Source organism: Streptomyces sp. Y309 (genome assembly GCF_056712025.1).
Genome location: NZ_CM160048.1, coordinates 2,472,499 through 2,494,909, shown reverse-complemented (window position 1 = coordinate 2,494,909; position 22,411 = coordinate 2,472,499). Strand labels below are relative to the sequence as shown.

Below are 22,411 nucleotides of genomic sequence, written 5' to 3'. Positions count from 1 at the left end.
CTGACGCCATGAGGTAGGTGAGGGGCGGCGGGGCCGGGACGGCCCCGCCGCCCCTCACCGTTTGCTACCGGGGGAGCTCAGCGCGCGGTGCCCATCTCGGCGGCGAAGGCCACCAGGTCGGTGTCGAAGCCGCGGAGCAGCTCGCGGAACGTCCAATTCCCGGCCTCGTCCCGGGAGAACTCGCCGACCACCGCGGCCGTGCATCCGGCGACCTCCGCGAAGTCGTGCTCCGCGAGGTCGGTGTACCCCTCCCGGATGCGCACCGAGGTGTTCGCGACCTCGCCGAAGACCCGTCCCTCCGGAGGCTGCTGGATGGCCACCCCGACCAGCACGCGCGTGTACCGCTCGGCGAGCCGCTCCAGCTCCAGGACCATGACCTCGTCGTAGCCGAACCCCTGGCCCGTCCTGCTGTCCCGGCTGAGCGTGATGGTGCCGTCGGGGGAGCGGCTGTCGAAGTGCACGAGGTAGGCAGGCCGGCCCTGGGGGTCGTCGGCGGTGTACGTCGCCGCCACTATGTCGAGATCGTGGGGCGATGCCCCCATGGGGCTCGGGTCCCACTTCAGCCCCACCTCGACCTTCTTGAGCCCCTTCCTGATGTTGCTCACCGAACTCCCCCTCGTGCTTTGTACGTTGTCATTCTCTGTGCATCGCCTCTGCGCATCGTCAGCGCTACGACCACGCTAAGGCCTGCCGCTGACATCGGTGCCGCGAACCCTGTGGATCGGGTGCGGTACGGGCGCGTCGGCGCCGGTCGACGCCATTCCGGTTTGCGTGCCGCGCCGTGGCGGCGATCATTGGCCCATGACATGGAACGGGGAAGAACTCGACGTCGAGGCCTACTTGGCGCGAATCGGATACGAGGGTGAGGCGAAGCCCGACCTGGAGACGCTGCGCGCGCTCCACCGGGCGCATGTGGCTTCGATCCCCTTCGAGAACCTGGAGATCATGCTCGGCCGCCCGGTCCTCCTGGACCTGGCCGCGCTCCAGGACAAGATGGTCCGCCGCCGGCGCGGGGGTTACTGCTACGAGCAGAACCTCCTGTTCGCCGCGGCTCTGGAACGTATCGGCTTCCCCGTAAGGGGACTTGGCGCCCGCGTCAGGGCGGGCGCGTCCGCCACGCGTCCGGTGACGCACATGCTCCTGAGGGTCGAGGCGGACGGCGAACAGTGGCACTGCGACGTCGGCTTCGGTGGGGACGGGCTGCTCGAACCCGTCCCGATGCGGGAAGGTGCCGACGTACAAGTCGATGTACGACAAGGAGAGTGGCGGTTCGCCATCGAAGGCGAGGCGGACGGAGTGCGGGTGCTGCGCACCGAGCGTGCCGACAGCTGGTTCGACCTCTACGCCTATACGACGACCCGGTGCCTGCCCGTCGACTACGTAGTGATGAACCACTACACCTCAACTCACCCCAGATCCCCCTTCATCCGGCGTCCGGTGCTGCAGCGGGCCGCTCCCGATGTGCGCCGGCGGCTGATCGGCGCGGAACTGACCCGCACGCGCCCCGACGGTTCGACGGACGAACGCGATGTACCTGTGGGCGAGTTGCGGGACACGCTCGTGCGGGAGTTCGGCGTCGAGCTCGATGACGACGACTTCGCCGAGCTGATCCGGGTGCACTACCCCGGCGCGTGACCCGGGCCACGCGCCGCGCCGTACGATGGCGCGGTGCTGGTCAAGTGGATTCGCTGCACCGTGGTGGACCGCCGGGGTTTCGAGCGGGCGCAGCGAAAGTGGGCGGGGCTTCTGGGGGAGCCGGGGTTCCGGGGACAGGGCGGAGGGTGGAGCCGTGGCCGGTCGGACGTGGCCCATGTCTTCGCGTTCTGGGAAAGCCGCGCCTTCTACGACTCCTTCATGGCCCGCTCGCACGACCGGCTCGCCGCGGCGCAGGTGGGCACCTACAAGAACCTCCAGGCCAAGCTCTTCGACCACCGCTTCGACGTCAAGACGGGATTCGAGCCGCGCTTCACGGACGCGGACGTCGTGCGGGTGGCGCACTGCCGCGTCCATGAGGCGCGGGTCGAGAACTTCGCGCTGATGCAGGAGAAGGTCTGGAACCCCGCGATGGCGGGCTCGCCCGGCATGGTGCGCGGGCTCTTCGGGGAGGCCCCCGGGCACGAATTCCTGGTCCTCTCGATGTGGCAGTCCGCCGCCGAGCACGGGAAGTACCGCGTGGAACGGATCGAACGGCTCGCGCTGCGCGCGCAGACGGAGGCGGACGTGGCGGCGCTCACCGGGGACGTTGTGCAGTTAGAGCCGACGTGGACGGTCTGAGGTGCGGGTCCTCTCGGCTGGCTTTCTGGCCGCTGACCGCTGGCCTCCGTCCTTTGGCTTCCGTCCTTTGGCTTCCGTCCTCTGGTCCCGCTGACTGCTGCCTCCCGCCGCATGGGCCCGGCTCCTCGCGCATGACCTCCTGGTCAGCGCACGGTGACTGATCAGCGCCCGGTGAAGGTCGCCGCGTGCCGACCTGTCGACCGGCTGATCAGCGCTCCCTGAACGCCCCGGCGTGCGCGGCGGCGAGCACCATGGCCGCGGATTGATCGGCGAGTGCCGCGTCGACCGGCTCACGCGTGATGAACAGGCGCAGCATCAGCGGTGCGGAGACGGCGCGGACCAGCGCCGCCGCGTCGGTGTCCCGCTCCGCCTCGCCCCGCTCCACGGCCCGCGCCACCACCGCCTCGCAGCGTGCGAACCGCTCGGCGTAGAAGGTGTGCAGGGCGTCGGCCGCCCGCGGGGACTGGAACGAGGCGGCGATGAACGCCGTCGGCGCGGCGGCCTTCGACTCGTCGGCGAACGTGTCCACGACTTCACGTGCGAGCGCCCGCAGATCGCCTTCCAGGCTGCCGGTGTCCGGCGGCGTCCAGGTGTCCTCGCCCGCAAGGTCGAGCGCGTCGGCCACCAGGCCCTCCAGGCCGCCCCAGCGCCGGTACAGAGTGGTCTTGTGCACGCCCGAGTGTTCGGCGACGTACTCGATGGTCAGGCCCGGGTAGCCGTGATCGCTCAGGCCGCTCAGGACGGCGTCGCGGACGGCTGCCCGGGTGCGGGCGGTGCGGCCGCCGGGGCGGCGGGTGCCCGGGGCCGGATCCTGGCCGGCGTGAACGGCCTTGTCAGCCTTGCCGGCCTTGTCCGTCATCTCGGTCCTTCGATATTTCGATCCATCAGCCTGTCCCATCGCCTCATCCGCCCCGTCGCCTGGCGCTGCCGCCTCATCCACCTCATCGCCTGGCCTGGCCGCCTCTTCGCCCATCAAATCCACCGGTTCTGGCTGCGCCGGACCCCTGCCGCACCCTCAATCGCTACAGCTGTTGCGTTAGTGCGGGTGACTGTGCCACACTCATCGTAATGCGACAAGCGTTGCGTTTGCTCGTCGATGCGGGGAATCGATGTGCGGAAGTGGCATGTACGGAATCGGGGGTGCCCATGCCTACTCAAATCTCGGTACGTGGCGTGACGAAGGCGCGTGGTGAGCGCCTCCTGTTCGACGACGTCTCCTTCACCGTCCGCCCGGGCGAGCGCGTCGGGGTCGTGGGGGAGAACGGCGCTGGGAAGTCGACGCTCCTGCATCTTCTGACCGGGCGCGATCGGCCGGATGCCGGTGAGGTGGTCACCGTCGCGGAGGAAGGCGTCGGGTTCCTCGCGCAGACGCCGCAGTTGTCGGCGGACCGCAGTGTGGGCGACGCCATCGACGCGGCTCTTTCCGAACTGCGTTCCATGGAGCGGCAGTTGCGGGAGCTGGAGGCAGGCCTCGGCACGGCATCCGAGTCGGCGCTGAGTGAATACGGCGACCTGCTCACGGCCTTCGAACTGCGCGGTGGGTATGAGGCGGACGCGCGCGTCGACAAGGCCATGAACGGTCTCGGGCTCACGCACTTGGACCGCGCGCGCGTGCTCGGCAGTCTGTCCGGGGGCGAGCAGGCACGCCTCGGCTTGGCCTGCCTGATCGCCGCGTCCCCGGAAGTGATGTTCCTGGACGAGCCGACCAACCATCTCGACGAGGACGCGCTCGACTGGCTGGAGACCGCGCTGCTGGCCCACCCCGGCACGGTCGTCGCGGTCTCGCACGACCGGACCGTCCTCGACCGCGTGGCCACCGCGATCCTCGAGGTCGACGAAGCCCGCCGCACGGTCGTGCGGTACGGGGACGGCTATCAAGGCCTGCTCGCCGAGCGCGCGGCGGCCCGGCAGCGCTGGGAGCAGGCCTACGCGGAATGGCGCGAGGAGACACGGCGGCTCGAGGAGTTCTCGGCGACCACGGCCCACGCGGTGGCCGGTGGCCGGGGCATGAAGGACAACAACAAAATGGCGTACGACCGCGCGGGAGGCCGGGTCCAGGCCTCGGTCGCCGGCCGCGTGCGCAACGCGCAGGAGAGGTTGCGCAGACTGCGCGACCACCCCGTGCCCAAGCCGCCGGAGCCGCTGCGCTTCGCCGCCCGGCCGTTGGCCGCAGCCACCGAGGGAGATCTGGTGGCGCTGCGGGACGTGCGGGTGGGGGACCGGCTGCGCGTCGAGGAGCTGACGGTGTCGGCGGGCGAGCGGCTCCTCGTCCACGGCGGCAACGGCGCGGGCAAGTCCACCCTGCTGCGCACCATGGCGGGCGTGGTCGAACCGGACGAGGGCTCGGTCGTCCGCCGGGGCCGCATCGGGTATCTCGCGCAGGAGATACCGGTACGACGCCCCGCCGAGCGCGTGCTCGCGGCGTTCGGGAAGGGCTTGCCGCTCACCGAGGACGAACAGGCCGAACTGCTGCTCTCCTACGGCCTGTTCCACTCCCGGGACCTGTCTGTGCCCGTCGGCTCCCTCTCCGCCGGGCAGCGCAGAAGACTCGCCCTGGCACGGCTGCTCGCCAGACCCGCGGACCTGCTCCTGCTCGACGAGCCGGCCAACCACCTGGCGCTCGCCCTCGTGGAGGAACTGGAGGAAGCCCTCGACCGGTGGACGGGCGCCCTCGTGGTCGTCTCCCACGACCGGCTCCTGCGCAGCCGCTTCACCGGGCACATACGCCGGATGGAGTCCGGCCGGCTACCCGGCTGAGCCGCTCGGCGAGGAGCCGATCTAGGGTCGACCCATGGCACGACCGCGGCGCATCGTTCTCGTCCGGCACGGCGAGTCGGCAGGCAACGCCGACGACACCGTGTACGAACGCGAGCCCGACCACGCCCTGGCACTCACCGACACGGGCCGGCGCCAGGCCGAGGAGACCGGGAAAGAGATGCGGGAGCTGTTCGGCCGGGAGCGGGTGAGCGTGTACGTCTCGCCGTACCGCCGCACTCACGAGACCTTCCAGGCACTGCGGCTCGACCCCGAGCTGGTGCGGGTGCGGGAGGAGCCGCGGCTGCGGGAGCAGGACTGGGGGAACTGGCAGGACAGGGACGACGTCAGGCTGCAGAAGGCCTACCGCGACGCCTACGGCCACTTCTTCTACCGCTTCGCCCAGGGCGAGTCGGGTGCCGACGTCTACGACCGCGTCGGTGCCTTCCTGGAAAGCCTCTACCGCAGCTTCGAGGCTCCCGATCATCCGCCGAACGTCCTGCTCGTCACGCACGGGCTGACCATGAGGCTGTTCTGCATGCGCTGGTTCCACTGGTCGGTGGCGGAGTTCGAGTCGCTGTCCAACCCGGGCAACGGCGAGTCGAGGACGCTGCTGCTCGGCGAGGACGGCAAGTACACACTCGACCGGCCGTTCGGACGGTGGAAGTAAACTTTCCGTGCTTTTGGCCGCCTCGGGGTCAGACGGCAATGGGGCCCTAAGCTCCAGCGGCGGTTTGAGCGCTGGCGTGAGCCGGAGCCGTACGGCATCACCGGATAGAGTGACAGGGCGATGACCGCTGACCTCTCTCCCGACCGGCGCCTTGACCGCGCCCTCGCCAGCCTGCGTGGTCTTGCGGTGGGAGACGCGCTGGGTTCCCAGTTCTTCACGCCCGCGCACTACCCGCTGCTCAAGCGGCGCGAGCTGCCCGACGGCCCCTGGCCCTGGACCGACGACACCGAGATGGCCTGCTCCGTCCTGTCCGTCCTCGCCGCCCACGGCAGGATCGACCAGGACGCCCTGGCCCGCTCCTTCGCCGAGCACCACCATGCCGACCGGGGCTACGGCCCCGCCGTGAACCAACTGCTCGGCCGGATCCGCGACGGCGGGGACTGGCGGGAGCTGGCCTCCGCCCTGTTCAAGGGGCAGGGGTCCTGGGGGAACGGCGCGTCCATGCGGATCGCTCCGCTCGGCGCCTGGTACGCCGACGACCCGGAGCAGGCGACCCACCAGGCGGAGATCTCGGCCTACCCGACGCACCAGCATCGTGAGGCCGTCGTGGGTGCCATGGCGGTGGCCGCGGCGGCGGCGCTGGCGGCCGGCGCCACGGGGCCGCCGGCTCCCAAGGCGCTGCTCGACGGGGTGATCGACCTGGTGCCCCGCAGTGCCGTGGGCGCCGGGCTGCGGCGGGCGCGGGACATGCTCGACTACGACGACGCCGGGACGGTGGCCGCCGTGCTGGGGTGCGGGCGTCGTACCACGGCGCACGACACCGTGCCGTTCGCGCTGTGGTCGGCGGCTCGCGCACTGGGTGCGTACGAACGGGCCTTCTGGGACACCGTGCGGGTGGGCGGGGACATGGACACCACCTGCGCGATCGTGGGCGGAGTCGTGGCCGCCGGTGCCGAGGGGGCGCCGCCGGCCGCCTGGCTGGAGCGGACCGAGGCGCTGCCCGACTGGGTGCCGGTCACCACGGTCTGAGCGGCCTGAACGGGGCGTGAGCGCGAGCCTGCGTGGGCGTGCCCCTGAGCGTTGGTGACGGTGGCCGTGTGTGTGCCGGGCCGGTCTCGCCGTCGCGGGCGGCCCGGCACACACACCTCCCCCGTCAGCCCCCCGCAGGACCCGCCGCGCTCGCCGTACCGGCGAGGGCGTCCAGGTCGCTCTTGCGCACGCGGATCACAAGGACCGCGATGATCAGGGCGAGTACGGCCATGGCGACGGCCGGTATGAAGGCCGTGGAGATGCCCGTGGAGAGCACCTCGTGGCCCCAGGGGGCCGGCAGTTCGCCGGACTTGGCGAAGGCGGCCTTCTCCTGCGGGGAGGAGTTGGCCATGAAGTCCGGGACCTGTTCCTTGGCCTCGTCCCGGCTCGCCGTACCGAAGACCGTCGTCAGGATGGACAGGCCGAGCGACCCGCCCACCTGCTGTGTCGCGTTGAGCAGCCCCGACGCGGCACCCGCCTCGTGCACGGCGACGCCGGACACCGCGGTGAGCGTCAGCGTCACGAAGTTCAGACCCATGCCGAAGCCGAACAGCAGCATCGGGCCCAGCACCCCGCTCACGTACGAACTGTCCGGGGTGATGAACGTCTGCCAGCCGAGGCCCAGGGCGACGATGGCGGAGCCGGTCACCATGAAGGGCTTGGGGCCGAGGACCGGCAGGAACCGCTGCGACAGACCCGCGCCGATCACGATCGCGACCGTGACGGGCAGGAAGGCGAGACCGGCCTCGATGGGGGTGTAGCTCAACACGTTCTGGACGAAGAGCACGATGAAGAAGAACATGCCGAACATGGCCGCGGCCAGGCTGAGCATGATCACGTACGTACCCGACCGGTTGCGGTCGGCGAACATCTTCAGGGGCGTGATCGGTTCCTTGGCCCGGCTCTCGATGAGGACGAAGGCCGCGAGCAGCACGACCGCCGCGCCGAACGAGCCGAGGGTGAGGCCGTCGCGCCAGCCGTCCTCGGAGGCTCTGATGAAGCCGTAGACCAGCGAGGCCATGCCGGCCGTCGACGTCAGCGCGCCCACGAAGTCGAAGCGGCCCGGATGGCGTTCGGACTCGCTGATGTAGAGCGGGGTGAGGAAGGCGATCAGCACGCCGATGGGTACGTTGACGAACAGCACCCAGCGCCAGTCCAGCCACTCGGTGAGCATGCCGCCCGCCAGCAGGCCTATCGCGCCGCCGCCCGCGGAGACGGCCGCGAAGACACCGAACGCGCGGTTCCGCTCGGGTCCCTCGGGGAACGTCGTCGTGATCAGGGCCAGCGACGTCGGTGACGCGATCGCGCCACCGACACCTTGGAGGGCGCGCGCCGCCAGCAACTGCCAGGGCTCCTGGGCGAATCCGCCGAGCAGGGAGGCGAGCGTGAAGAGCAGGATGCCGAACATGAAGACCCGGCGGCGGCCCAGGATGTCACCGGCGCGGCCGCCGAGGAGCAGCAGGCCGCCGAAGGTGAGCGTGTACGCACTCACGACCCAAGTGAGGTCCGTCGTGGAGAACTTGAGCGCGTCCTGAATGTGCGGGAGCGCGATGTTCACAATCGTCGCGTCCAGTACCACCATGAGTTGGCAGGCGGCGATGATGGTGAGCGCCACACCGGGGCGCCCTTCCCGTCGGGCCGCGCCAGGCTTTTGATCTTGAGTTAATTGAGAGGTTGTCACTATGGGTCCCCCACAAGTGCGTTAGTGAACGCAGACGTTCACTGTCGCGCTTACGGTAGTGAAACCCTGACAGTGAACGCAAGCGTTCACTGAGGGCTACCTTGATTGCTCAACGGAGATGTGCAGATGGTTACTTCGCGTTGGACGTCCGCCTCCGCTCAGGCGGTCGCCTCGCGCCGTCGAGGCCCCGTGCTGGAGCGCGCGATCCTCGAGTCCGCGCTGGAACAACTCAGTACGGTCGGCTGGAGCGGACTGACGATGGAGGGCGTGGCCGCGGGCGCGCAGACGGGAAAGGCGGCGGTCTATCGCCGCTGGCCGTCGAAGGAGGACCTCGTCGTCAATGCCCTGCAGGCCGGGCTGCCCAAGGTCGACGACGTGCCGGACTGCGGAAGCGTCCGGGAGGACCTGCTGCAATTGTGCCGCCAGATGCGCGCGGCCATGACGTCGCGGCCCGGCTATGCGCTGATGGCCGTTCTTCACGAGTGCGACACGGCAACTGCCGAGCGGTTCCATGGCGTGATCGTCGAGGGGGTCATCGAACCGAGTGTGGAACTCATCAGACAGGTCATGCGGCGTGGAATGGAGCGCGGGGAGGTGCGTTCCGGAGCGACCGACCAGTACGTCTGCAATGTGATTCCGGCGATGATGATGTATCGCTCCAAGGTGTGCGGGAGCGAATGGCCGGACGAGGAATTCGTCAGCCTCATCGACCAGGTCATGATGCCGCTGCTGCGCCCGTGAGGCGTGCCCCGAGCGGTGTGCCCGTCGCTTCGACGGGGCGGCCGGGCGTGTGGGTGGGGAGTGTGGCGTGCGCCCGGCCGGGACTCGGCGAACCGGGGTGTCGCGAGCGGTCGTCGGCGGCGTACGCTGGTGACGCCATGCCGTACGAACCACCCACCCACAGCGTCGAGCGCTCCCTTCGCGCCACCACCGGAGCGAAGATCGTCGCCGGTGTCGACGAAGTCGGACGCGGAGCGTGGGCGGGACCGGTCACCGTGTGTGCGGCGGTGACGGGGCTGCGCAGGGCGCCCGAGGGGCTCACCGACTCCAAGCTGATCACTCCCAAGCGGCGTGCCGAGCTCGCCGAGGAGTTGGAGGGCTGGGTGACGGCGCACGCTCTGGGGCACGCCTCGCACGAGGAGATCGACGACCTGGGCATGACAGCCGCGCTGCGGCTGGCCGCCTGCCGTGCGCTCGAGGCCCTGCCGGTCCGTCCGGAAGCGGTCATTCTCGACGGGAAGCACAACTATCTCGGGGCGCCCTGGCGGGTTCGTACGGTCATCAAGGGCGATCAGTCCTGCGTGGCCGTCGCCGCGGCGTCGGTGATCGCCAAGGTTCGGCGCGACAAAATGATGGCCGAACTGGGCATCGAACATGCAGACTTCGGTTTTGCGGCCAACGCCGGTTATCCGTCGCCGGTGCACAAGGCCGCGCTGGCGGAACAGGGACCCACTCCCTACCACCGGCTCACGTGGGCGTATCTTGATGCGCTGCCCCAGTGGCGGCACCTCAAGAAGGCCCGCACCTGGGCGGAGGAAAACGTTCCGGAAATCGAGGGCCAGCTCGGCTTTGACTTCTGATGTTTTCCGCAGTTCAGGTCGCACTCATGTGCCACCCGCCGACGCGTGTCGCGTCGGCGTTTGATAGACAACAACGCATGCCTCTCATTCCCGAGGAGCCTCAGATTCACGAGAGTGCCCAGGGTCCCCGCGCCACGCCGGCCTCCGGCCGTAACGCGCCGACCCCCCGCCCTGTACCCGGTCCGCGTCCCGCGGCTCCGTCGCGACCCGGCCGTCCGGGTCCCGCGCGGCCGATGCCGTCCGCGCAGCGCGCGACGCGCGAACCGGCCGTCAAGCCCGGGCCCAGCGCCCAGGCCGCCAAGCCGGAGCCGACGGCTCCGGCTGTCCCCGAAGCTTCCACCACCGGCGCTTCCGCCGCGGTCCCGCAGATCCAGCTGATCCCGGCCTCCGTCGAGGGCGCGCTGGACGCCGCCGAGGAAGCCGTCGACCTGCTGCTCGACTCGGGCCGCGCCCCCGGCGACGTCCTGGTGATCACCACCGGCGAACTCCACCCGTGGGCCACGCACGAGCTGTCCTTCGGCGAGGACGCCTACTGGGCTCAGCACGACGCGGGCGACGACGTCTTCTACGCCGACGCCGCCGCTCTGCCCCGTGCCGCCGCCCGCCCCGTGGTCGTCGTGGCCCTGAACGGCGGCAGCGAGGAGGCCGCCGTGGCGGCCCTGCCGACGGCGCTCACCCGGGCCGGAGCCCTGCTGGTCGTCTGCGGCGATCCGCAGCGGATCAACGCGATGCTGGGCGCGGGCGTCTGACGCCTGTGCCCGGCGGGCCCGCCGCGGCGCCGATGTGTCGCGGCGCCACGCGCCACCCCGCGCTCGCCGCGGGCGGGTGCGAGGCGCTCCGGCCGTGAGGTGCGGGCGCCCGCGCGACGGTGCCTTGCTTGCGCGTGTGACGCATGAGGCTGGTGTGGCGCATGGTGCTGATGCGCTGCATGAGGTTGATGCGGCCGACGCGGGCAACGCCGTTGGCGTGCTCGGTGCTCGGTGCTCGGTGCTCGGTGCTCGGTGCTCGTGCTCCGTGCTTCGGCGTGCTGCTCGGTGCTTCGTGCGCTCGGCGCGCCGTACCTGGTGCCCGGCTCCGTCCCTGATGTCCGGCGTACGGAGTTGTCCGGCGTACGGAGTCGTGCGGCGTGCGGAGTCGGGGCAGCGAGCAGAGACGCGACGTATCCGGAACAGACGCGACGTATCAGCGAGCAGAGACGCGACGTAACAACTCCGATGCCGCGCCGCCCGTCCGCGGTGGCGGAGGCGGATCGGCCGCGGAGAGGTCCTCGGCGTGCGAAGCGGAGCTCGGCCGACGGCCCCCGCGCCCCTCGCCGAGCACCTGCCAGCCCTCCCGGGTCAGAGTGATGTACGCCCCGCAGCGCAGCCCGTGCAGCGTGCACGCGTCCCGCAGCCCCCACATCCACGCGCCGTCCTCCTGGGTCCAACCCCCGTCCCCGTCACGGCAGTAGAGCAGCACCGCCGTACGCACCGGGGTGCGGCGGCGCAGGTCGTGCGGGATGACCCGGCGCAACTGCGCGAGCAGGGCGTTGCGGAACACCCAGCCGTCGGCCACGGTCGACCGGCGCGCGAACGAGGCGGACGCCCTGACCCGCTCCTCCTGGTCGAGGACCGCCACGACCGCCGTGGCGGGAGTGGGCCGGTGCCGGGCGTGCAGACCGCTGACGATCTCGCGGGGGCTGCGCAGCAGCGGGATCTCGGCGGCCGACCACTCGGCGGGCTCCAGCATGCGGGTGAGCGGCTGACCGGAATCCGGTATCGCCGCGACGGACGAGGGATCCGGCGGCGGCGCTGCGGCGGACGGAGGGAATCCGAAGGTCACGATCCTCCCTTCGGCTACACGCCCCCGCAGAGGGCGGCGTCGGACTGGGCGCACCGCGGCACAGCCCAACCGGACCACGGGAGCCGCGCGGGAGCGCTTCCAATTCTTCCCGTCGTCCCGGCTTGCGGCAACGAGCAATTGAAGCTGTCGCCCTGTATCCGGCGATACGTCTCGCATATCCCTGCCCAGCGGGCACCTCGCCCAAGCCCGCTTCCCAACCGCACGGCCGGGACCAGCGGTAACACTCCCTCGGGTGGGCGGGTTCGCCGATTGTCAGTGCCATCGGGTTGCATGGGGGCATGGACGATCTGGAGCTGCGCACCGAAGCCGACGCGATCCTCGCCGAGCTGGTCGGTGATCCGGGGGGTGCGGCGCGGCTGCGGGAGGACCAGTGGCAGGCGGTGGCGGCCCTGGTCATGGAGCGGCGGCGGGCGCTGGTGGTGCAGCGGACGGGGTGGGGCAAGTCGGCGGTGTACTTCGTCGCGACCGCGCTGCTGCGCCGGCGCGGTTCGGGCCCGACGGTGATCGTCTCGCCGCTGCTCGCGCTGATGCGGAACCAGGTGGAGGCGGCGGAGCGGGCGGGCATCCGCGCGCGCACCATCAACTCGGCCAACCCGGAGGAGTGGGACGCCATCTACGAGGAGGTGGAGCGCGGCGGGACCGACGTTCTCCTCGTGAGTCCGGAGCGGCTCAACTCGGTGGACTTCCGCGAGCAGTTGCTGCCCAAGCTCGCGGCCACGACCGGTCTCCTCGTCGTCGACGAGGCGCACTGCATCTCCGACTGGGGGCACGACTTCCGCCCCGACTACCGGCGGCTGCGGGCGATGCTCGCCGACCTCGCTCCCGGCGTGCCGGTGCTCGCCACGACGGCGACGGCGAACGCGCGGGTGACGGCGGATGTGGCCGAGCAGTTGGGCACCGGCGCCGGAGAGGCGCTGGTGCTGCGGGGCCCGCTGGACCGGGAGAGCCTGCGCCTCGGTGTGGTCCGGCTGCCCGACGCCGCGCACCGCCTCGCGTGGCTCGCGGAGCATCTGGACGAGCTGCAGGGCTCGGGGATCATCTACACGCTGACGGTGGCCGCGGCCGAGGAGGCCACCGCCTATCTGCGCCAGCGCGGCTTCCGCGTGGCCTCCTACACCGGGCGCACGGAGAACGCCGACCGGCTGCAGGCCGAGGAGGACCTGCTCGCCAACCGGGTCAAGGCGCTGGTCGCGACGTCCGCGCTCGGCATGGGCTTCGACAAGCCGGACCTCGGCTTCGTCATCCACCTGGGTTCGCCGTCCTCGCCGATCGCCTACTACCAGCAGGTGGGCCGCGCCGGGCGCGGCGTGGAGCACGCCGACGTGGTGCTGCTGCCCGGCAAGGAGGACGAGGCGATCTGGCGCTACTTCGCCGATACGGCCTTCCCGCCCGAGACACAGGTCCGCCAGACGCTCGCGGCCCTGGCGGACGCCGGGCGGCCGCTGTCCGTGCCCGCGCTGGAGGCGGCGGTGGACCTCCGGCGCAGCCGCCTGGAGACGATGCTGAAGGTGCTGGACGTCGACGGCGCGGTCAAGCGGGTCAAGGGCGGCTGGGAGAACACCGGGCAGCCATGGGTGTACGACGCGGAGCGGTACGCGTGGGTGGCGCGGCAGCGGTCCGCCGAGCAGCAGGCCATGCGCGACTACGTGAGCACGGACCGGTGCCGGATGGAGTTCCTGCGCCGGCAGCTCGACGACGAGGGGGCGGTGCCGTGCGGCCGCTGCGACAACTGCGCGGGCGCCTGGGTCGAATCGTCCGTTTCGGAGCAGACACTGACGGCGGCGGCGAAGGAACTGGACCGTCCGGGGGTGGAGATCGAACCGCGCCGGATGTGGCCCACGGGCATGCCCGCCCTGGGCATCGACCTCAAGGGGCGCATCCCGGCCAAGGAGCAGTGCTCCACCGGGCGTGCCCTGGGACGGCTCTCGGACATCGGCTGGGGCAACCGGCTGCGTCCGCTCCTCGCCGAGAACGCGCCGGACGGCCCGGTCCCCGACGAAGTGCTGCGGGCCGCGGTGGCGGTCCTCGCCGACTGGGCGCGCTCGCCCGGGGGGTGGGCGTCGAACGCCCCGGACGCCGCCGCCCGGCCGGTGGGGGTCGTCGCCGTGCCGTCCCTGGCCCGCCCGCAACTGGTCGGTTCCCTCGCCCAGGGAATCGCGACCGTCGGCCGCCTCCCCTTCCTGGGGACGATGACGTACACCGGGCCGAACGGCGCGCACGCGGCACGCCGCAGCAACTCCGCCCAGCGCCTCAGGGTGCTGTCCGGCGCCTTCGCCGTCTCCGACGAGCTGGCCGCCGCGCTCGCCGGTGCCGCCGGTCCGGTTCTGCTCGTGGACGACTACATGGACTCCGGGTGGACGCTCGCGGTTGCCGCGCGGCTGCTGCGGCGGGCAGGCGCCGACGGGGTTCTTCCGTTGGTGCTCGCGGCGGCCGGCTGAGCTTCGCCGCGTAGCGCGGGCCGAGCTTTCCCGCGAAGCGGACGCTGAGCCTCTCCGCGCGGCGGGCGCCGAGTTTCCCCACGTAAGGGGCCCTTCCGCAGGTGAGGGGCCCCGCTCAGCCGTGCCCACTCACTGGTGGAAACCGACGGCCGCGCCCAAATGCCCGGCGCAGCCGCCAGCCTGACGTGGTGTCACATGTCACGCAGTCATGCAGCGCATAGCCCCCTTGCATATCTTCTCCTCTTTTAGTTAGGTTAGCCTTACTTAACCAAGCGAGGGGGGAAGCGTGTTTGCCCGGGATGAGGGGGGCTCGGGCGCGGGCTCGGGCTCGGTCGCGCTGGTCACCGGGGCGGCCAGCGGAATCGGCGCCGCCGTGGTGGACGGACTGGTCCGGGAGGGCGCCACCGTCGCCGCCGTCGACATCGACGCGGACGGTCTGGCGGAACTCGCGGAGCGCTCGAAGGGGCACGTCGTCCCCTTCACCGCCGACGTGACGGACGCCGCCGCGATCGCCGACGTCGTCGACCGGGCCGAGCGCGACATCGGGCCGATCGGCGTCGGTGTGTCCGTGGCGGGCATCCTGCGGCCGGGACCGCTGTGCGAGACCACCGACGAGGACTGGGCGGACACCTTCTCCGTCAACACCACGGGTGTGTTCGTCGTCCTGCGCGAACTGGCCCGCCGGATGGTGCCGCGAGGGAGCGGCTCCCTGGTGACGGTCGCCTCCAACGCCGCGGGCGTACCCCGCACGGGCATGGGCGCGTACGCCGCGTCCAAGGCCGCGGCCGCCATGCTCACCCACTGCCTCGGGCTCGAAGTGGCCCGCCACGGCATCCGGTGCAACGTGGTCTCGCCCGGCTCGACCGACACCCCGATGCAGCGTCAGCTGTGGACGGACGAGACGGAAGGGGCCGACCTCGCGCGGGTGATCGCGGGCGCCCCCGAACAGTTCCGGGTGGGCATTCCCCTCGGCCGCATCGCCGATCCCGCCGACATCGCGGACGCCGTGCTCTTCCTGGTCTCCGACCGGGCCCGGCACATCACCATGCAGAACCTGTACGTCGACGGCGGCGCGACCCTGCGCGCCTGACCCCGCGCACCCGAGCCGCCCGACCGCGCGCGGCCGAAATCCGACGGCCGCCCCGCCCGAGCCGCGGCCTCGCACCCGAGCCGCGACCCCGCGGCTGAGATGTGACCCCGCGCCCGAGCGGCAGCCCCGCGCCCGAGCCGCGACCCCGCGCCCGAGACCCGAACGCGCGCCTGAGAAAGGAACTTCTGACGTGTCCATACCCGCACTGGTGCGCCCGAGACCCGTGCACCGGGCGGCCGACCTGCTGGCTGCCTACCTGCCCGGCTCGTTCTACTTCTCCTCGCCCCGGGGCACGCTGCTCGCCGACGGCGTACACGCCCGGGTCCGGGCCACGGGCGGGGCGCAGGCCCTGGCCGCGGCCCAGGCGCTCGACGCGGCCGCCGCGGCGGGCGTGCCCGAGCCCGTCGTCGCCGGGGCGGTCGGATTCCACCCGGCGGCGGAGACCGGCCTGGTGGTGCCCTCAGTGGTACGCCGCGCCGACGCCCCCGCGGGCGTGCGGGCCCCCGACGCGGAGACCGGGACGGCGTGGACGGTCACACCGCGCCCCGAGCCCGCCCGCTACGCCGAAAGCGTCCGCCGTGCACTGGAGTTGATCGGCCGCGGCGACCTGAGCAAGGTCGTGCTGGCCCGCGGCCTGGAGCTGACCGCGGACACCCCGGTGTGGGTACCGGCGCTGCTCGCGCGCCTGGTGCGGGCGGACCCGGCCGCGTACGCCTTCGCCGTCGACGTCACCGCGCCCGGCGACCCCGCCCCGCGCACCCTGGTCGGAGCCAGCCCCGAACTCCTCGTGTCCCGGCGCGGTGCGACCGTGGTGGCCAACCCCCTCGCAGGCTCGGCCCCCCGGTCGGGCGACGAGACCGTCGACCGCGAACGGATCGCGCGGTTGCGCGACTCGGCCAAGGACCTCGGCGAACACGCCCACACCGCCGCCCAAGTGGCCGACGTGCTCGGCAAGTTCTGCGTCGACCTGGAGGTGCCCGCGCGGCCCGAGGTGATCGGCACGCCGACGATGTGGCACCTGTCCACCCGGATCACCGGACGCCTCGCGGACCCGGCCGACCCCGCCCGCTCGGCCCTCGGCCTCGCCGAGGCGCTGCACCCGACCCCCGCGGTGTGCGGGGTGCCCCGGGCCGGGGCGCGCGAGGCCATCGCGGACCTCGAACCGGAGGACCGCGGCTACTACGCGGGCATGGTCGGCTGGACCGGCCTCGACGGCGACGGCGAGTGGGCGGTGACGATCCGCAGCGCCGAGGTGTGCGACCGGGCGGTGCGCCTGTTCGCCGGGGCCGGGATCGTCGCGGGCTCCGACCCCGACGCCGAACTGGCCGAGACCGGCGCGAAGTTCCGTACGCTGCTGCGTGCCCTCGGCGTGGAGGACGTGGCGTGAGCGCGAAGCACGGCGTCCACGACCACGGCGTCCAGAACCACGGCGTCCACAATCACGACGTCCACAATCACGACGTCCTGAACCAGGGCGTCCACGTGCCCTGGCCGCCCGAGGTCGCCGCGCGCTACCGCGCCGCGGGCCACTGGCGCGGGCAGACCTTCGGGGCGCTGCTCACGTCGCTCGCCGCCGCGTACGCCGACCGGACCGCCGTCGTCGGCAGGGACACTCGGGGGACCGACACCCGGTGGACCTTCGCCCAACTCGACGAGCGGGCACACCGGATCGCGGCGGGCCTCGTCGGCTCCGGGCTCGCGCCCGGCGACCGGGTCGTGCTGCAACTGCCCAACATCCCCGAGTTCCTGCCGGTGGTCTTCGGGATGTGGCGCGCGGGCGTCCTGCCGGTGTTCGCCCTGCCCGCGCACCGGCACAGCGAGCTGCGGCACTTCGCCCGGCACAGCGAGGCCGCCGCGATCATCACCGTGGGCGAGCACGAGCGGCACGACCACGCCGCGACCGCCCGCGCCGTCGCGGCCGAAGTGAACTCCGTACGACAGGTGCTCGTGGTGGGGTCGGAGGAGTTCGACGGCCTCGCCGCGACGGCGCCGCGTGAGCTGGCCGACCCCGACCCGGAGGGCGTGGCGTTCCTGCAACTCTCCGGCGGGAGCACCGGGTTGCCGAAGCTGATCCCGCGCACCCACGACGACTACCTCTACAGCGTCCGGGAGAGCGCCCGGATCTGCGGGCTGCGCCCGGACAGCGTCTACCTGGCCACGCTGCCCGTGTCGCACAACTACCCGCTCAGCTCGCCGGGCGTCCTCGGCGCGCTGCACGCGGGCGCCGCCACGGTCATGGCGCCGCGCCCTGACGCGGACACCGCGTTCCGGCTGATCGAGGCCGAACGCGTCACGATCACCGGGGTGGTGCCGCCGTTGGCCGCCGCGTGGGTGCAGGCAGCGGCCCGTACCGACCGTGATCTCTCCTCGCTGGAGGTCCTGCTGGTCGGCGGCGCCAAGTGCGGGCGCGAGCTGGCCGAACGGATCGGCCCCGCCCTAGGCTGCACGCTGCAGCAGGTGTTCGGGATGGCCGAGGGCCTGGTCTGCTACACCCGCCTCGACGACCCCGAGGAGGTCGTGCTCGGCACGCAGGGCCGCCCCATCTCGCCCGACGACGAGATCCGTGTCGTCGACCCGGACACCGGCGCCGACGTGGCGCCGGGGGAGACCGGTGCCCTGCTGACCCGCGGCCCCTACACGATCCGCGGCTATTACCGGGCCGAGGAGCACAACGCCACCGCGTTCACCCCGGACGGCTTCTACCGCACCGGCGACTTGGTGCGCCGGGCGCCCGGCGGGCAGTTGGAGGTCGTCGGCCGGGCCAAGGAGCAGATCAACCGGGGCGGCGAGAAGGTCGCGGCCGAGGAGGTCGAGAACCACCTGATGGCCCATCAAGGTGTGCTCGACGCCGCCGTCGTCGCGGTGCCGGACCCCTACCTGGGCGAGCGGACCTGCGCCTACGTCGTGCCCGCCGCGGGCGCCTCGCCCACCGGCCCCGAACTGCGCAAGTTCGTGCGCGAACGCGGGGTCGCCGCGTTCAAGGTGCCGGACCTCGTCGAGGTCGTCGAGCAGTTCCCGGTGACCGGCGTCGGCAAGACCAGCAAGCGCGAGCTGAGGGCGGCCCTGGCCGCGCTCGCTCGGAAGGAGCGATGAGCGTGTCCTTGCCCGAGATCCCGCCCTATCCGCTGCCCGCGGCCGCCGAGTTGCCCGCGGGGCGGGTGGACTGGCGGCCCGATCCGGCCCGCGCGGCCCTGCTGGTCCACGACATGCAGCGGTACTTCCTCGCGCCGTACGCGGGGGCGCCGGTGCCCGAGGCGAGCGCGAACATCGCGCGCCTCGCCGCGGCCGCCCGCGAGCGGGGCATCCCGGTGTTCTACACCGCGCAGCCCGGCAGGCAGGATCCCGAAGACCGCGGGCTGCTCACCGAGTTCTGGGGCGACGGCATCGGCGCGGTGATCGACGCCGACCCGAAGGCCGCGGACATCGTCGACGCGCTCGCCCCGGCCGCGGCCGACACCGTGCTCGTCAAGTGGCGCTACAGCGCGTTCCAACGCAGCACGTTCGCCGAGCAGTTGGCCGCGCTCGGCCGCGACCAGCTCCTGATCACCGGCGTGTACGCGCACATCGGCCTCCAGGCCACCGCCGTCGAGGCGTTCATGCGCGACGTACAGGCGTTCCTGGTCGCCGACGCGGTCGCCGACTTCTCCCGCGAACGCCACGACCAGGCATGTGCGTACGTCGCCCAGCGCTGCGGCGTCGTGACCACCACCGCCGACGCGCTCACCGCGCTGACCGCGCCCACTCCCGCAGGAGCCGTCCGATGAGCCAGATGAACCAGGTGGACCAGGTGGACCAGATGGACCAGACCCTGTCGCCCGAGCGCGTCCGCGCCGACGTCGCGGAGCTGCTCGGCTGCGATCCCGCCGAGATCGCGCCCGAGGACAACCTCTTCGACCTCGGCCTGGACTCCGTACGGATCATGACGCTGGTCGAGCGCTGGCGAGCCGCGGGGGCGGCCGCCCTGGAGTTCCCCGACCTGGCCGAGCAGCCCGAACTGGCCCACTGGACCGCGCTGTTGACCGGAGGCACCGCATGAGCCTGGTCGACCACCGGCACCGGCACCTGGAGCGGATCGCCGAGGTCCGCGCGGGCCGCCACGCCGAGAAGGTGGGCTACCCGATCCGCATCCGGGAGACCGAGGTCGTACGCACCGTCATGGTCGGCGCCGGACTGCTGCGGGTGACCCTGGGCGGGCCCGGAACCGAGGGGTTCGAGGCGCACGCGCCGGACGAGCACGTGAAACTGATCTTCCCCGAGCCCGACGGCTCGCTGCGGCTGCCCGAGCCGAACGGGACGATGCTGCGCTGGCCGCGCCCCGCGGGCACCTCGCGCGAGTACACCGTGCGCCGCTACGACCCCGTGACGGCCGAGATCGACATCGACTTCGCCCTGCACGACGGCGGCCTCGCCTCCGACTGGGCGCGTGCGGTCGAGCCGGGCGCCGTCGTGCACGTCGCGGGGCCGCCCGGCGGTCTCGTCGTCCCGCACGCCTACGACCGCTACGTGCTCGCGGGTGACATCACGGCCCTTCCCGCGATCGCCCGCCGGCTGGAGGAACTGCCCAGGAGCGCCAAGGGCTGGGCGTTCGTCGAAGTCGCCGACGCGGCCGAGGAGATCGAGCTGTCCGCGCCCGACGGCGTCGAAGTGCGCTGGCTGCACCGCGGCGACCGCCCGGCCGGCACCGGCGACGAGCTGGCCCGCGCCGTGATGGCGGTGACCGTGCCCGAGAACGAGCGGGTGTACGTGTGGGCCGCGGGCGAGGCGGGCCAGATCAAGCCGCTGCGCCGCTGGGTCCGCGACGACCTGCGGCTCGAGAAGGCCGACCACGACATCACCGGCTACTGGAAGCGCGGCGTCGCCGACTTCGACGAGGACCACTGACCCAGACGGGGACCCCTGACCCACCGGCCGGACGGCCGTACCCGAACAACCCCGAACAACGCCGTACCTGAACAACCCTGAACAACAAGGAGCATTCACATGTCCGTACGCAGATCCTCGGGCCTCGTCGGCGCCGTGGCGCTGGCCCTGGCCCTGACCGGATGCGGGTCGTCCGACGGCAAGTCGGACTCCGCCGGGAAGGGGGGCGGGACCCGGGTGTTCGCCGCGGACAACGGCAAGATCAAGATCCCGGCCGACCCGAAGCGCGTGGTGGCCACCGGCTACGCCGTGCCCGCCATGATCGAGGCGCACGCGCCGCTGGTCGGGATCTCGTCGTGGAAGCGCGGCGAGCCGATGATGGGCAAGAAGGACCTCGCCACGTACAAGAAACTCCCCAAGGTGGCGGGCGAGCAGGCGACGGAGACCAACTACGAGGCCGTCGCCGAGGCCGAGCCCGACCTGATCGTCATCGGCGTGCCCGCCCCGGTGCTCGGCGACATCGACGTCAAGCGGCTGGAGTCCATCGCCCCGGTCGTCGCGATCGGCCCGACCGTGCCGTCCGCGTGGCGGCAGCTCTCCCGCAAGCAGGCCGACGCCGCGGGCGCGCTCAAGCAGTTCGACTCCGTCAAGAGCACGTACGAGGCCAAGGCCGCCAAGCTGGCCAAGAAGTACAAGGACGTGCTGCCCCAGATCAAGATGGGCCACGTCGGCGCGTACGGAGAGAGCGCCAAGGGCACCTTCCAGCGCGAGTTCGGCCGTTCCTGGGGCACCAACATCGCCGAGGACGTCGGCGCGAAGTACTACGGCAAGGTCAAGAAGAAGGGCCCCGGCTCGCGCGCGGTCAGCGAGTACCCCTCCCTCGAAGAGCTCCCGGAGTCGCTCGGCAAGGCCGAGGCCATCACGTACTCGGTCAACGCCGACGGCAGCGTCCCCGAGCCGGTGAAGTACGTCATGGACTCGAAGCTGTGGAAGAACCTGCCCGCCGTGAAGGCCGGGAAGACCTTCCCGATCCGCTACACCGAGGCCGCGACCTACGGGCAGGCCATGCAGACGCTGGACGCGATCGACAAGTCGTTCGCGCCGCTCCTGAAGCGGTGACCGTCGCAGGCCGCACGTGCGAGGCGGCGGGAAGGGGGCGGGCCGTGCCGCGGGCCGGCCTGCTCGTCGGCGGCCTCGTGCTGCTCGCGGCGGTCGCCGTGGTCAGCGTCGGCGTCGGCGCCCGCTCGATCTCGCCGGCCGAGGTCGTGCGCGCCCTGCTGGACTACCGGGGCACCGACGACCACGTGATCGTGCGCGACGTCCGGGCGCCCCGCGCGCTCCTCGCCGTCGCGGTGGGCGCCGCCCTCGCGGTGGCGGGCGCGCTGATCCAGACGCTGGCCCGCAACCCGCTGGCCGAGCCCGGCATCCTCGGGGTCACCGCGGGCGCCGGATTCGCCGTCACCCTCGGCTCGGGGCTCGGCTTCGCCGCCGGGCAGGCCGGCCAACTCGGCTGCGCGATCACCGGATCGGTGCTCGCGGCACTCCTCGTCACCGCGGTCGGACGCCGCTCCCCGCTGCGCCTCGTGCTCACCGGCGTGGCCCTGACCGCGGTGCTCAGCGGCGTCGCGCTGGGCATGCGGCTGATGCTCCCCGACACGTTCGACGCGTACCGGTTCTGGTCGGTCGGCTCCCTCGCCGCCCGCGAACAGGCGCCCCTGGCTTGGCCGTTGACGGCGATCGGGGTGTCCCTGGTCGGCGCGCTGCTGCTGAGCCGGGCGCTCAACGCCCTGGCCCTCGGCGAGAGCGTGGCGCACACCCTGGGTGCGCGCGTGGGCCGGGTGCGGGCCCTGGCGCTCGTACTGATCACCGTGCTCAGCGGGGCGGCGACGGCTGTGGCCGGGCCGATCCTGTTTGTCGGCCTGATCGTGCCGCACCTGGTCCGCAGGCCCGCGGCGGGCTCGGTGCCGTGGCTGATTCTCTACACGATGGTGCTCGGCCCGATCCTGCTGCTCGTCGCCGACATGGGATCGCGCGTGCTGCTGCCCACCGGCGAGGTGCCGGTGGCCGTCGTCACCGCGTTCCTCGGCGGCCCCATGCTGATCTGGGCCGTCCGCCGCTACGGGGCGGGGTCGCTGTGAGTGCACTCGGAATCGCCGGATGGCGGGTCGAGCGCCGCACGGTGGTGCTCGTCGC

20 protein-coding genes and 1 pseudogene are annotated in these 22,411 nt (G+C 72.1%); 17 read left to right on the top strand and 4 right to left on the bottom strand.

The genetic code is table 11. The features are described 5' to 3' along the window. Positions 1-77: 77 nt before the first annotated feature. Entirely contained in the window at positions 78-605 is a 528-nt protein-coding gene (locus AC0KTA_RS09210) for a TerD family protein (protein WP_481054631.1), read from the bottom strand. 196 nt (positions 606-801) lie between these two features. Between AC0KTA_RS09210 and AC0KTA_RS09205 the strand changes: the two genes are divergently transcribed. Both AC0KTA_RS09205 and AC0KTA_RS09200 read left to right on the top strand, forming a co-directional pair. Then, positions 802-1,635, top strand: a complete 834-nt coding sequence (locus AC0KTA_RS09205; protein ID WP_481054630.1) for an arylamine N-acetyltransferase family protein — start codon at positions 802-804, stop codon at positions 1,633-1,635. A gap of 33 nt (positions 1,636-1,668) precedes the next feature. Next, complete coding sequence (locus AC0KTA_RS09200) at positions 1,669-2,274, top strand: YdbC family protein (protein WP_481054629.1); 606 nt, start codon at positions 1,669-1,671, stop codon at positions 2,272-2,274. A 208-nt stretch (positions 2,275-2,482) separates the two neighbouring features. Here AC0KTA_RS09200 and AC0KTA_RS09195 read toward each other — a convergent pair whose 3' ends face one another. Further along, on the bottom strand, positions 2,483-3,133 hold the full coding sequence (locus AC0KTA_RS09195; protein WP_481054628.1) for a TetR/AcrR family transcriptional regulator: 651 nt from the start codon (positions 3,131-3,133) through the stop codon (positions 2,483-2,485). A 287-nt stretch (positions 3,134-3,420) separates the two neighbouring features. On the opposite strand from AC0KTA_RS09195, the gene AC0KTA_RS09190 reads away from it, so the two are divergent. The 3 genes and pseudogenes from AC0KTA_RS09190 to AC0KTA_RS09180 all read left to right on the top strand — a co-directional run bounded on the left by AC0KTA_RS09190 (position 3,421) and on the right by AC0KTA_RS09180 (position 6,727). Then, positions 3,421-5,031: an ABC-F family ATP-binding cassette domain-containing protein gene (locus AC0KTA_RS09190; RefSeq protein ID WP_481054627.1), complete on the top strand. Its 1,611-nt coding sequence runs from the start codon at positions 3,421-3,423 to the stop codon at positions 5,029-5,031. Between the two features lie 34 nt (positions 5,032-5,065). Further along, a pseudogene (locus AC0KTA_RS09185) lies at positions 5,066-5,695 on the top strand (histidine phosphatase family protein); the annotation flags it as partial. A gap of 123 nt (positions 5,696-5,818) precedes the next feature. Beyond that, on the top strand, positions 5,819-6,727 hold the full coding sequence (locus AC0KTA_RS09180; protein WP_481054626.1) for an ADP-ribosylglycohydrolase family protein: 909 nt from the start codon (positions 5,819-5,821) through the stop codon (positions 6,725-6,727). 124 nt (positions 6,728-6,851) lie between these two features. Here AC0KTA_RS09180 and AC0KTA_RS09175 read toward each other — a convergent pair whose 3' ends face one another. Beyond that, complete coding sequence (locus AC0KTA_RS09175; protein ID WP_481054625.1) at positions 6,852-8,408, bottom strand: MFS transporter; 1,557 nt, start codon at positions 8,406-8,408, stop codon at positions 6,852-6,854. A gap of 126 nt (positions 8,409-8,534) precedes the next feature. Here AC0KTA_RS09175 and AC0KTA_RS09170 point away from each other — a divergent pair, with 126 nt between their 5' ends. The 3 genes from AC0KTA_RS09170 to AC0KTA_RS09160 all read left to right on the top strand — a co-directional run bounded on the left by AC0KTA_RS09170 (position 8,535) and on the right by AC0KTA_RS09160 (position 10,737). After that, on the top strand, positions 8,535-9,149 hold the full coding sequence (locus AC0KTA_RS09170) for a TetR/AcrR family transcriptional regulator (RefSeq protein ID WP_481054624.1): 615 nt from the start codon (positions 8,535-8,537) through the stop codon (positions 9,147-9,149). Between the two features lie 137 nt (positions 9,150-9,286). Continuing rightward, entirely contained in the window at positions 9,287-9,988 is a 702-nt protein-coding gene (locus AC0KTA_RS09165) for a ribonuclease HII (protein WP_481054623.1), read from the top strand. A 77-nt stretch (positions 9,989-10,065) separates the two neighbouring features. After that, on the top strand, positions 10,066-10,737 hold the full coding sequence (locus tag AC0KTA_RS09160; protein WP_481054622.1) for a hypothetical protein: 672 nt from the start codon (positions 10,066-10,068) through the stop codon (positions 10,735-10,737). Between the two features lie 433 nt (positions 10,738-11,170). Here the strand turns inward: AC0KTA_RS09160 and AC0KTA_RS09155 are convergent, their stop codons facing one another. Next, the gene (locus AC0KTA_RS09155) at positions 11,171-11,809 is read right to left on the bottom strand and encodes a hypothetical protein (protein WP_481054621.1); all 639 of its coding nucleotides are present in this window, start codon (positions 11,807-11,809) and stop codon (positions 11,171-11,173) included. A gap of 299 nt (positions 11,810-12,108) precedes the next feature. On the opposite strand from AC0KTA_RS09155, the gene AC0KTA_RS09150 reads away from it, so the two are divergent. The 9 genes from AC0KTA_RS09150 (at position 12,109) to AC0KTA_RS09110 (ending at position 22,356) form a co-directional block, all read left to right on the top strand. Then, complete coding sequence (locus AC0KTA_RS09150; RefSeq protein WP_481054620.1) at positions 12,109-14,268, top strand: RecQ family ATP-dependent DNA helicase; 2,160 nt, start codon at positions 12,109-12,111, stop codon at positions 14,266-14,268. Positions 14,269-14,554: 286 nt separating this feature from the next. Next, positions 14,555-15,358 carry a 2,3-dihydro-2,3-dihydroxybenzoate dehydrogenase gene (locus AC0KTA_RS09145; protein ID WP_481054619.1) on the top strand — a complete coding sequence of 268 codons (804 nt, stop codon included), beginning with the start codon at positions 14,555-14,557 and terminating at the stop codon, positions 15,356-15,358. 190 nt (positions 15,359-15,548) lie between these two features. Then, the gene (locus AC0KTA_RS09140) at positions 15,549-16,745 is read left to right on the top strand and encodes an isochorismate synthase (protein ID WP_481054618.1); all 1,197 of its coding nucleotides are present in this window, start codon (positions 15,549-15,551) and stop codon (positions 16,743-16,745) included. A 95-nt stretch (positions 16,746-16,840) separates the two neighbouring features. Next, positions 16,841-18,451 (top strand): (2,3-dihydroxybenzoyl)adenylate synthase, encoded by a 1,611-nt coding sequence (locus AC0KTA_RS09135; RefSeq protein WP_481056363.1) that lies wholly within the window; start codon positions 16,841-16,843, stop codon positions 18,449-18,451. 2 nt (positions 18,452-18,453) lie between these two features. Next, entirely contained in the window at positions 18,454-19,122 is a 669-nt protein-coding gene (locus AC0KTA_RS09130) for an isochorismatase family protein (RefSeq protein ID WP_481056362.1), read from the top strand. A 32-nt stretch (positions 19,123-19,154) separates the two neighbouring features. After that, a complete protein-coding gene (locus AC0KTA_RS09125; RefSeq protein WP_481056361.1) occupies positions 19,155-19,394 on the top strand; it encodes a phosphopantetheine-binding protein in 240 nt (79 codons plus the stop codon). Then, on the top strand, positions 19,391-20,239 hold the full coding sequence (locus tag AC0KTA_RS09120) for a siderophore-interacting protein (RefSeq protein ID WP_481054617.1): 849 nt from the start codon (positions 19,391-19,393) through the stop codon (positions 20,237-20,239). The genes AC0KTA_RS09125 and AC0KTA_RS09120 overlap by 4 nt, the downstream gene beginning before the upstream one ends. 99 nt (positions 20,240-20,338) lie before the next feature. After that, positions 20,339-21,337, top strand: coding sequence for an ABC transporter substrate-binding protein (locus tag AC0KTA_RS09115; protein ID WP_481054616.1), 999 nt, complete (start codon positions 20,339-20,341; stop codon positions 21,335-21,337). After that, entirely contained in the window at positions 21,334-22,356 is a 1,023-nt protein-coding gene (locus AC0KTA_RS09110) for a FecCD family ABC transporter permease (RefSeq protein ID WP_481054615.1), read from the top strand. The genes AC0KTA_RS09115 and AC0KTA_RS09110 overlap by 4 nt, the downstream gene beginning before the upstream one ends. Positions 22,357-22,411 lie beyond the last annotated feature (55 nt).

Excerpts from the sequence above, each read along its gene's own strand:
- AC0KTA_RS09205 (WP_481054630.1), top strand. The coding sequence starts at position 802 with ATGACATGGAACGGGGAAGAACTCGACGTCGAGGCCTACTTGGCGCGA.
- AC0KTA_RS09195 (WP_481054628.1), bottom strand. The coding sequence starts at position 3,133 with ATGACGGACAAGGCCGGCAAGGCTGACAAGGCCGTTCACGCCGGCCAG.
- AC0KTA_RS09190 (WP_481054627.1), top strand. The coding sequence starts at position 3,421 with ATGCCTACTCAAATCTCGGTACGTGGCGTGACGAAGGCGCGTGGTGAG.
- AC0KTA_RS09180 (WP_481054626.1), top strand. The coding sequence starts at position 5,819 with ATGACCGCTGACCTCTCTCCCGACCGGCGCCTTGACCGCGCCCTCGCC.
- AC0KTA_RS09170 (WP_481054624.1), top strand. The coding sequence starts at position 8,535 with ATGGTTACTTCGCGTTGGACGTCCGCCTCCGCTCAGGCGGTCGCCTCG.
- AC0KTA_RS09165 (WP_481054623.1), top strand. The coding sequence starts at position 9,287 with ATGCCGTACGAACCACCCACCCACAGCGTCGAGCGCTCCCTTCGCGCC.
- AC0KTA_RS09160 (WP_481054622.1), top strand. The coding sequence starts at position 10,066 with ATGCCTCTCATTCCCGAGGAGCCTCAGATTCACGAGAGTGCCCAGGGT.
- AC0KTA_RS09150 (WP_481054620.1), top strand. The coding sequence starts at position 12,109 with ATGGACGATCTGGAGCTGCGCACCGAAGCCGACGCGATCCTCGCCGAG.
- AC0KTA_RS09125 (WP_481056361.1), top strand. The coding sequence starts at position 19,155 with ATGGACCAGACCCTGTCGCCCGAGCGCGTCCGCGCCGACGTCGCGGAG.
- AC0KTA_RS09120 (WP_481054617.1), top strand. The coding sequence starts at position 19,391 with ATGAGCCTGGTCGACCACCGGCACCGGCACCTGGAGCGGATCGCCGAG.
- AC0KTA_RS09115 (WP_481054616.1), top strand. The coding sequence starts at position 20,339 with ATGTCCGTACGCAGATCCTCGGGCCTCGTCGGCGCCGTGGCGCTGGCC.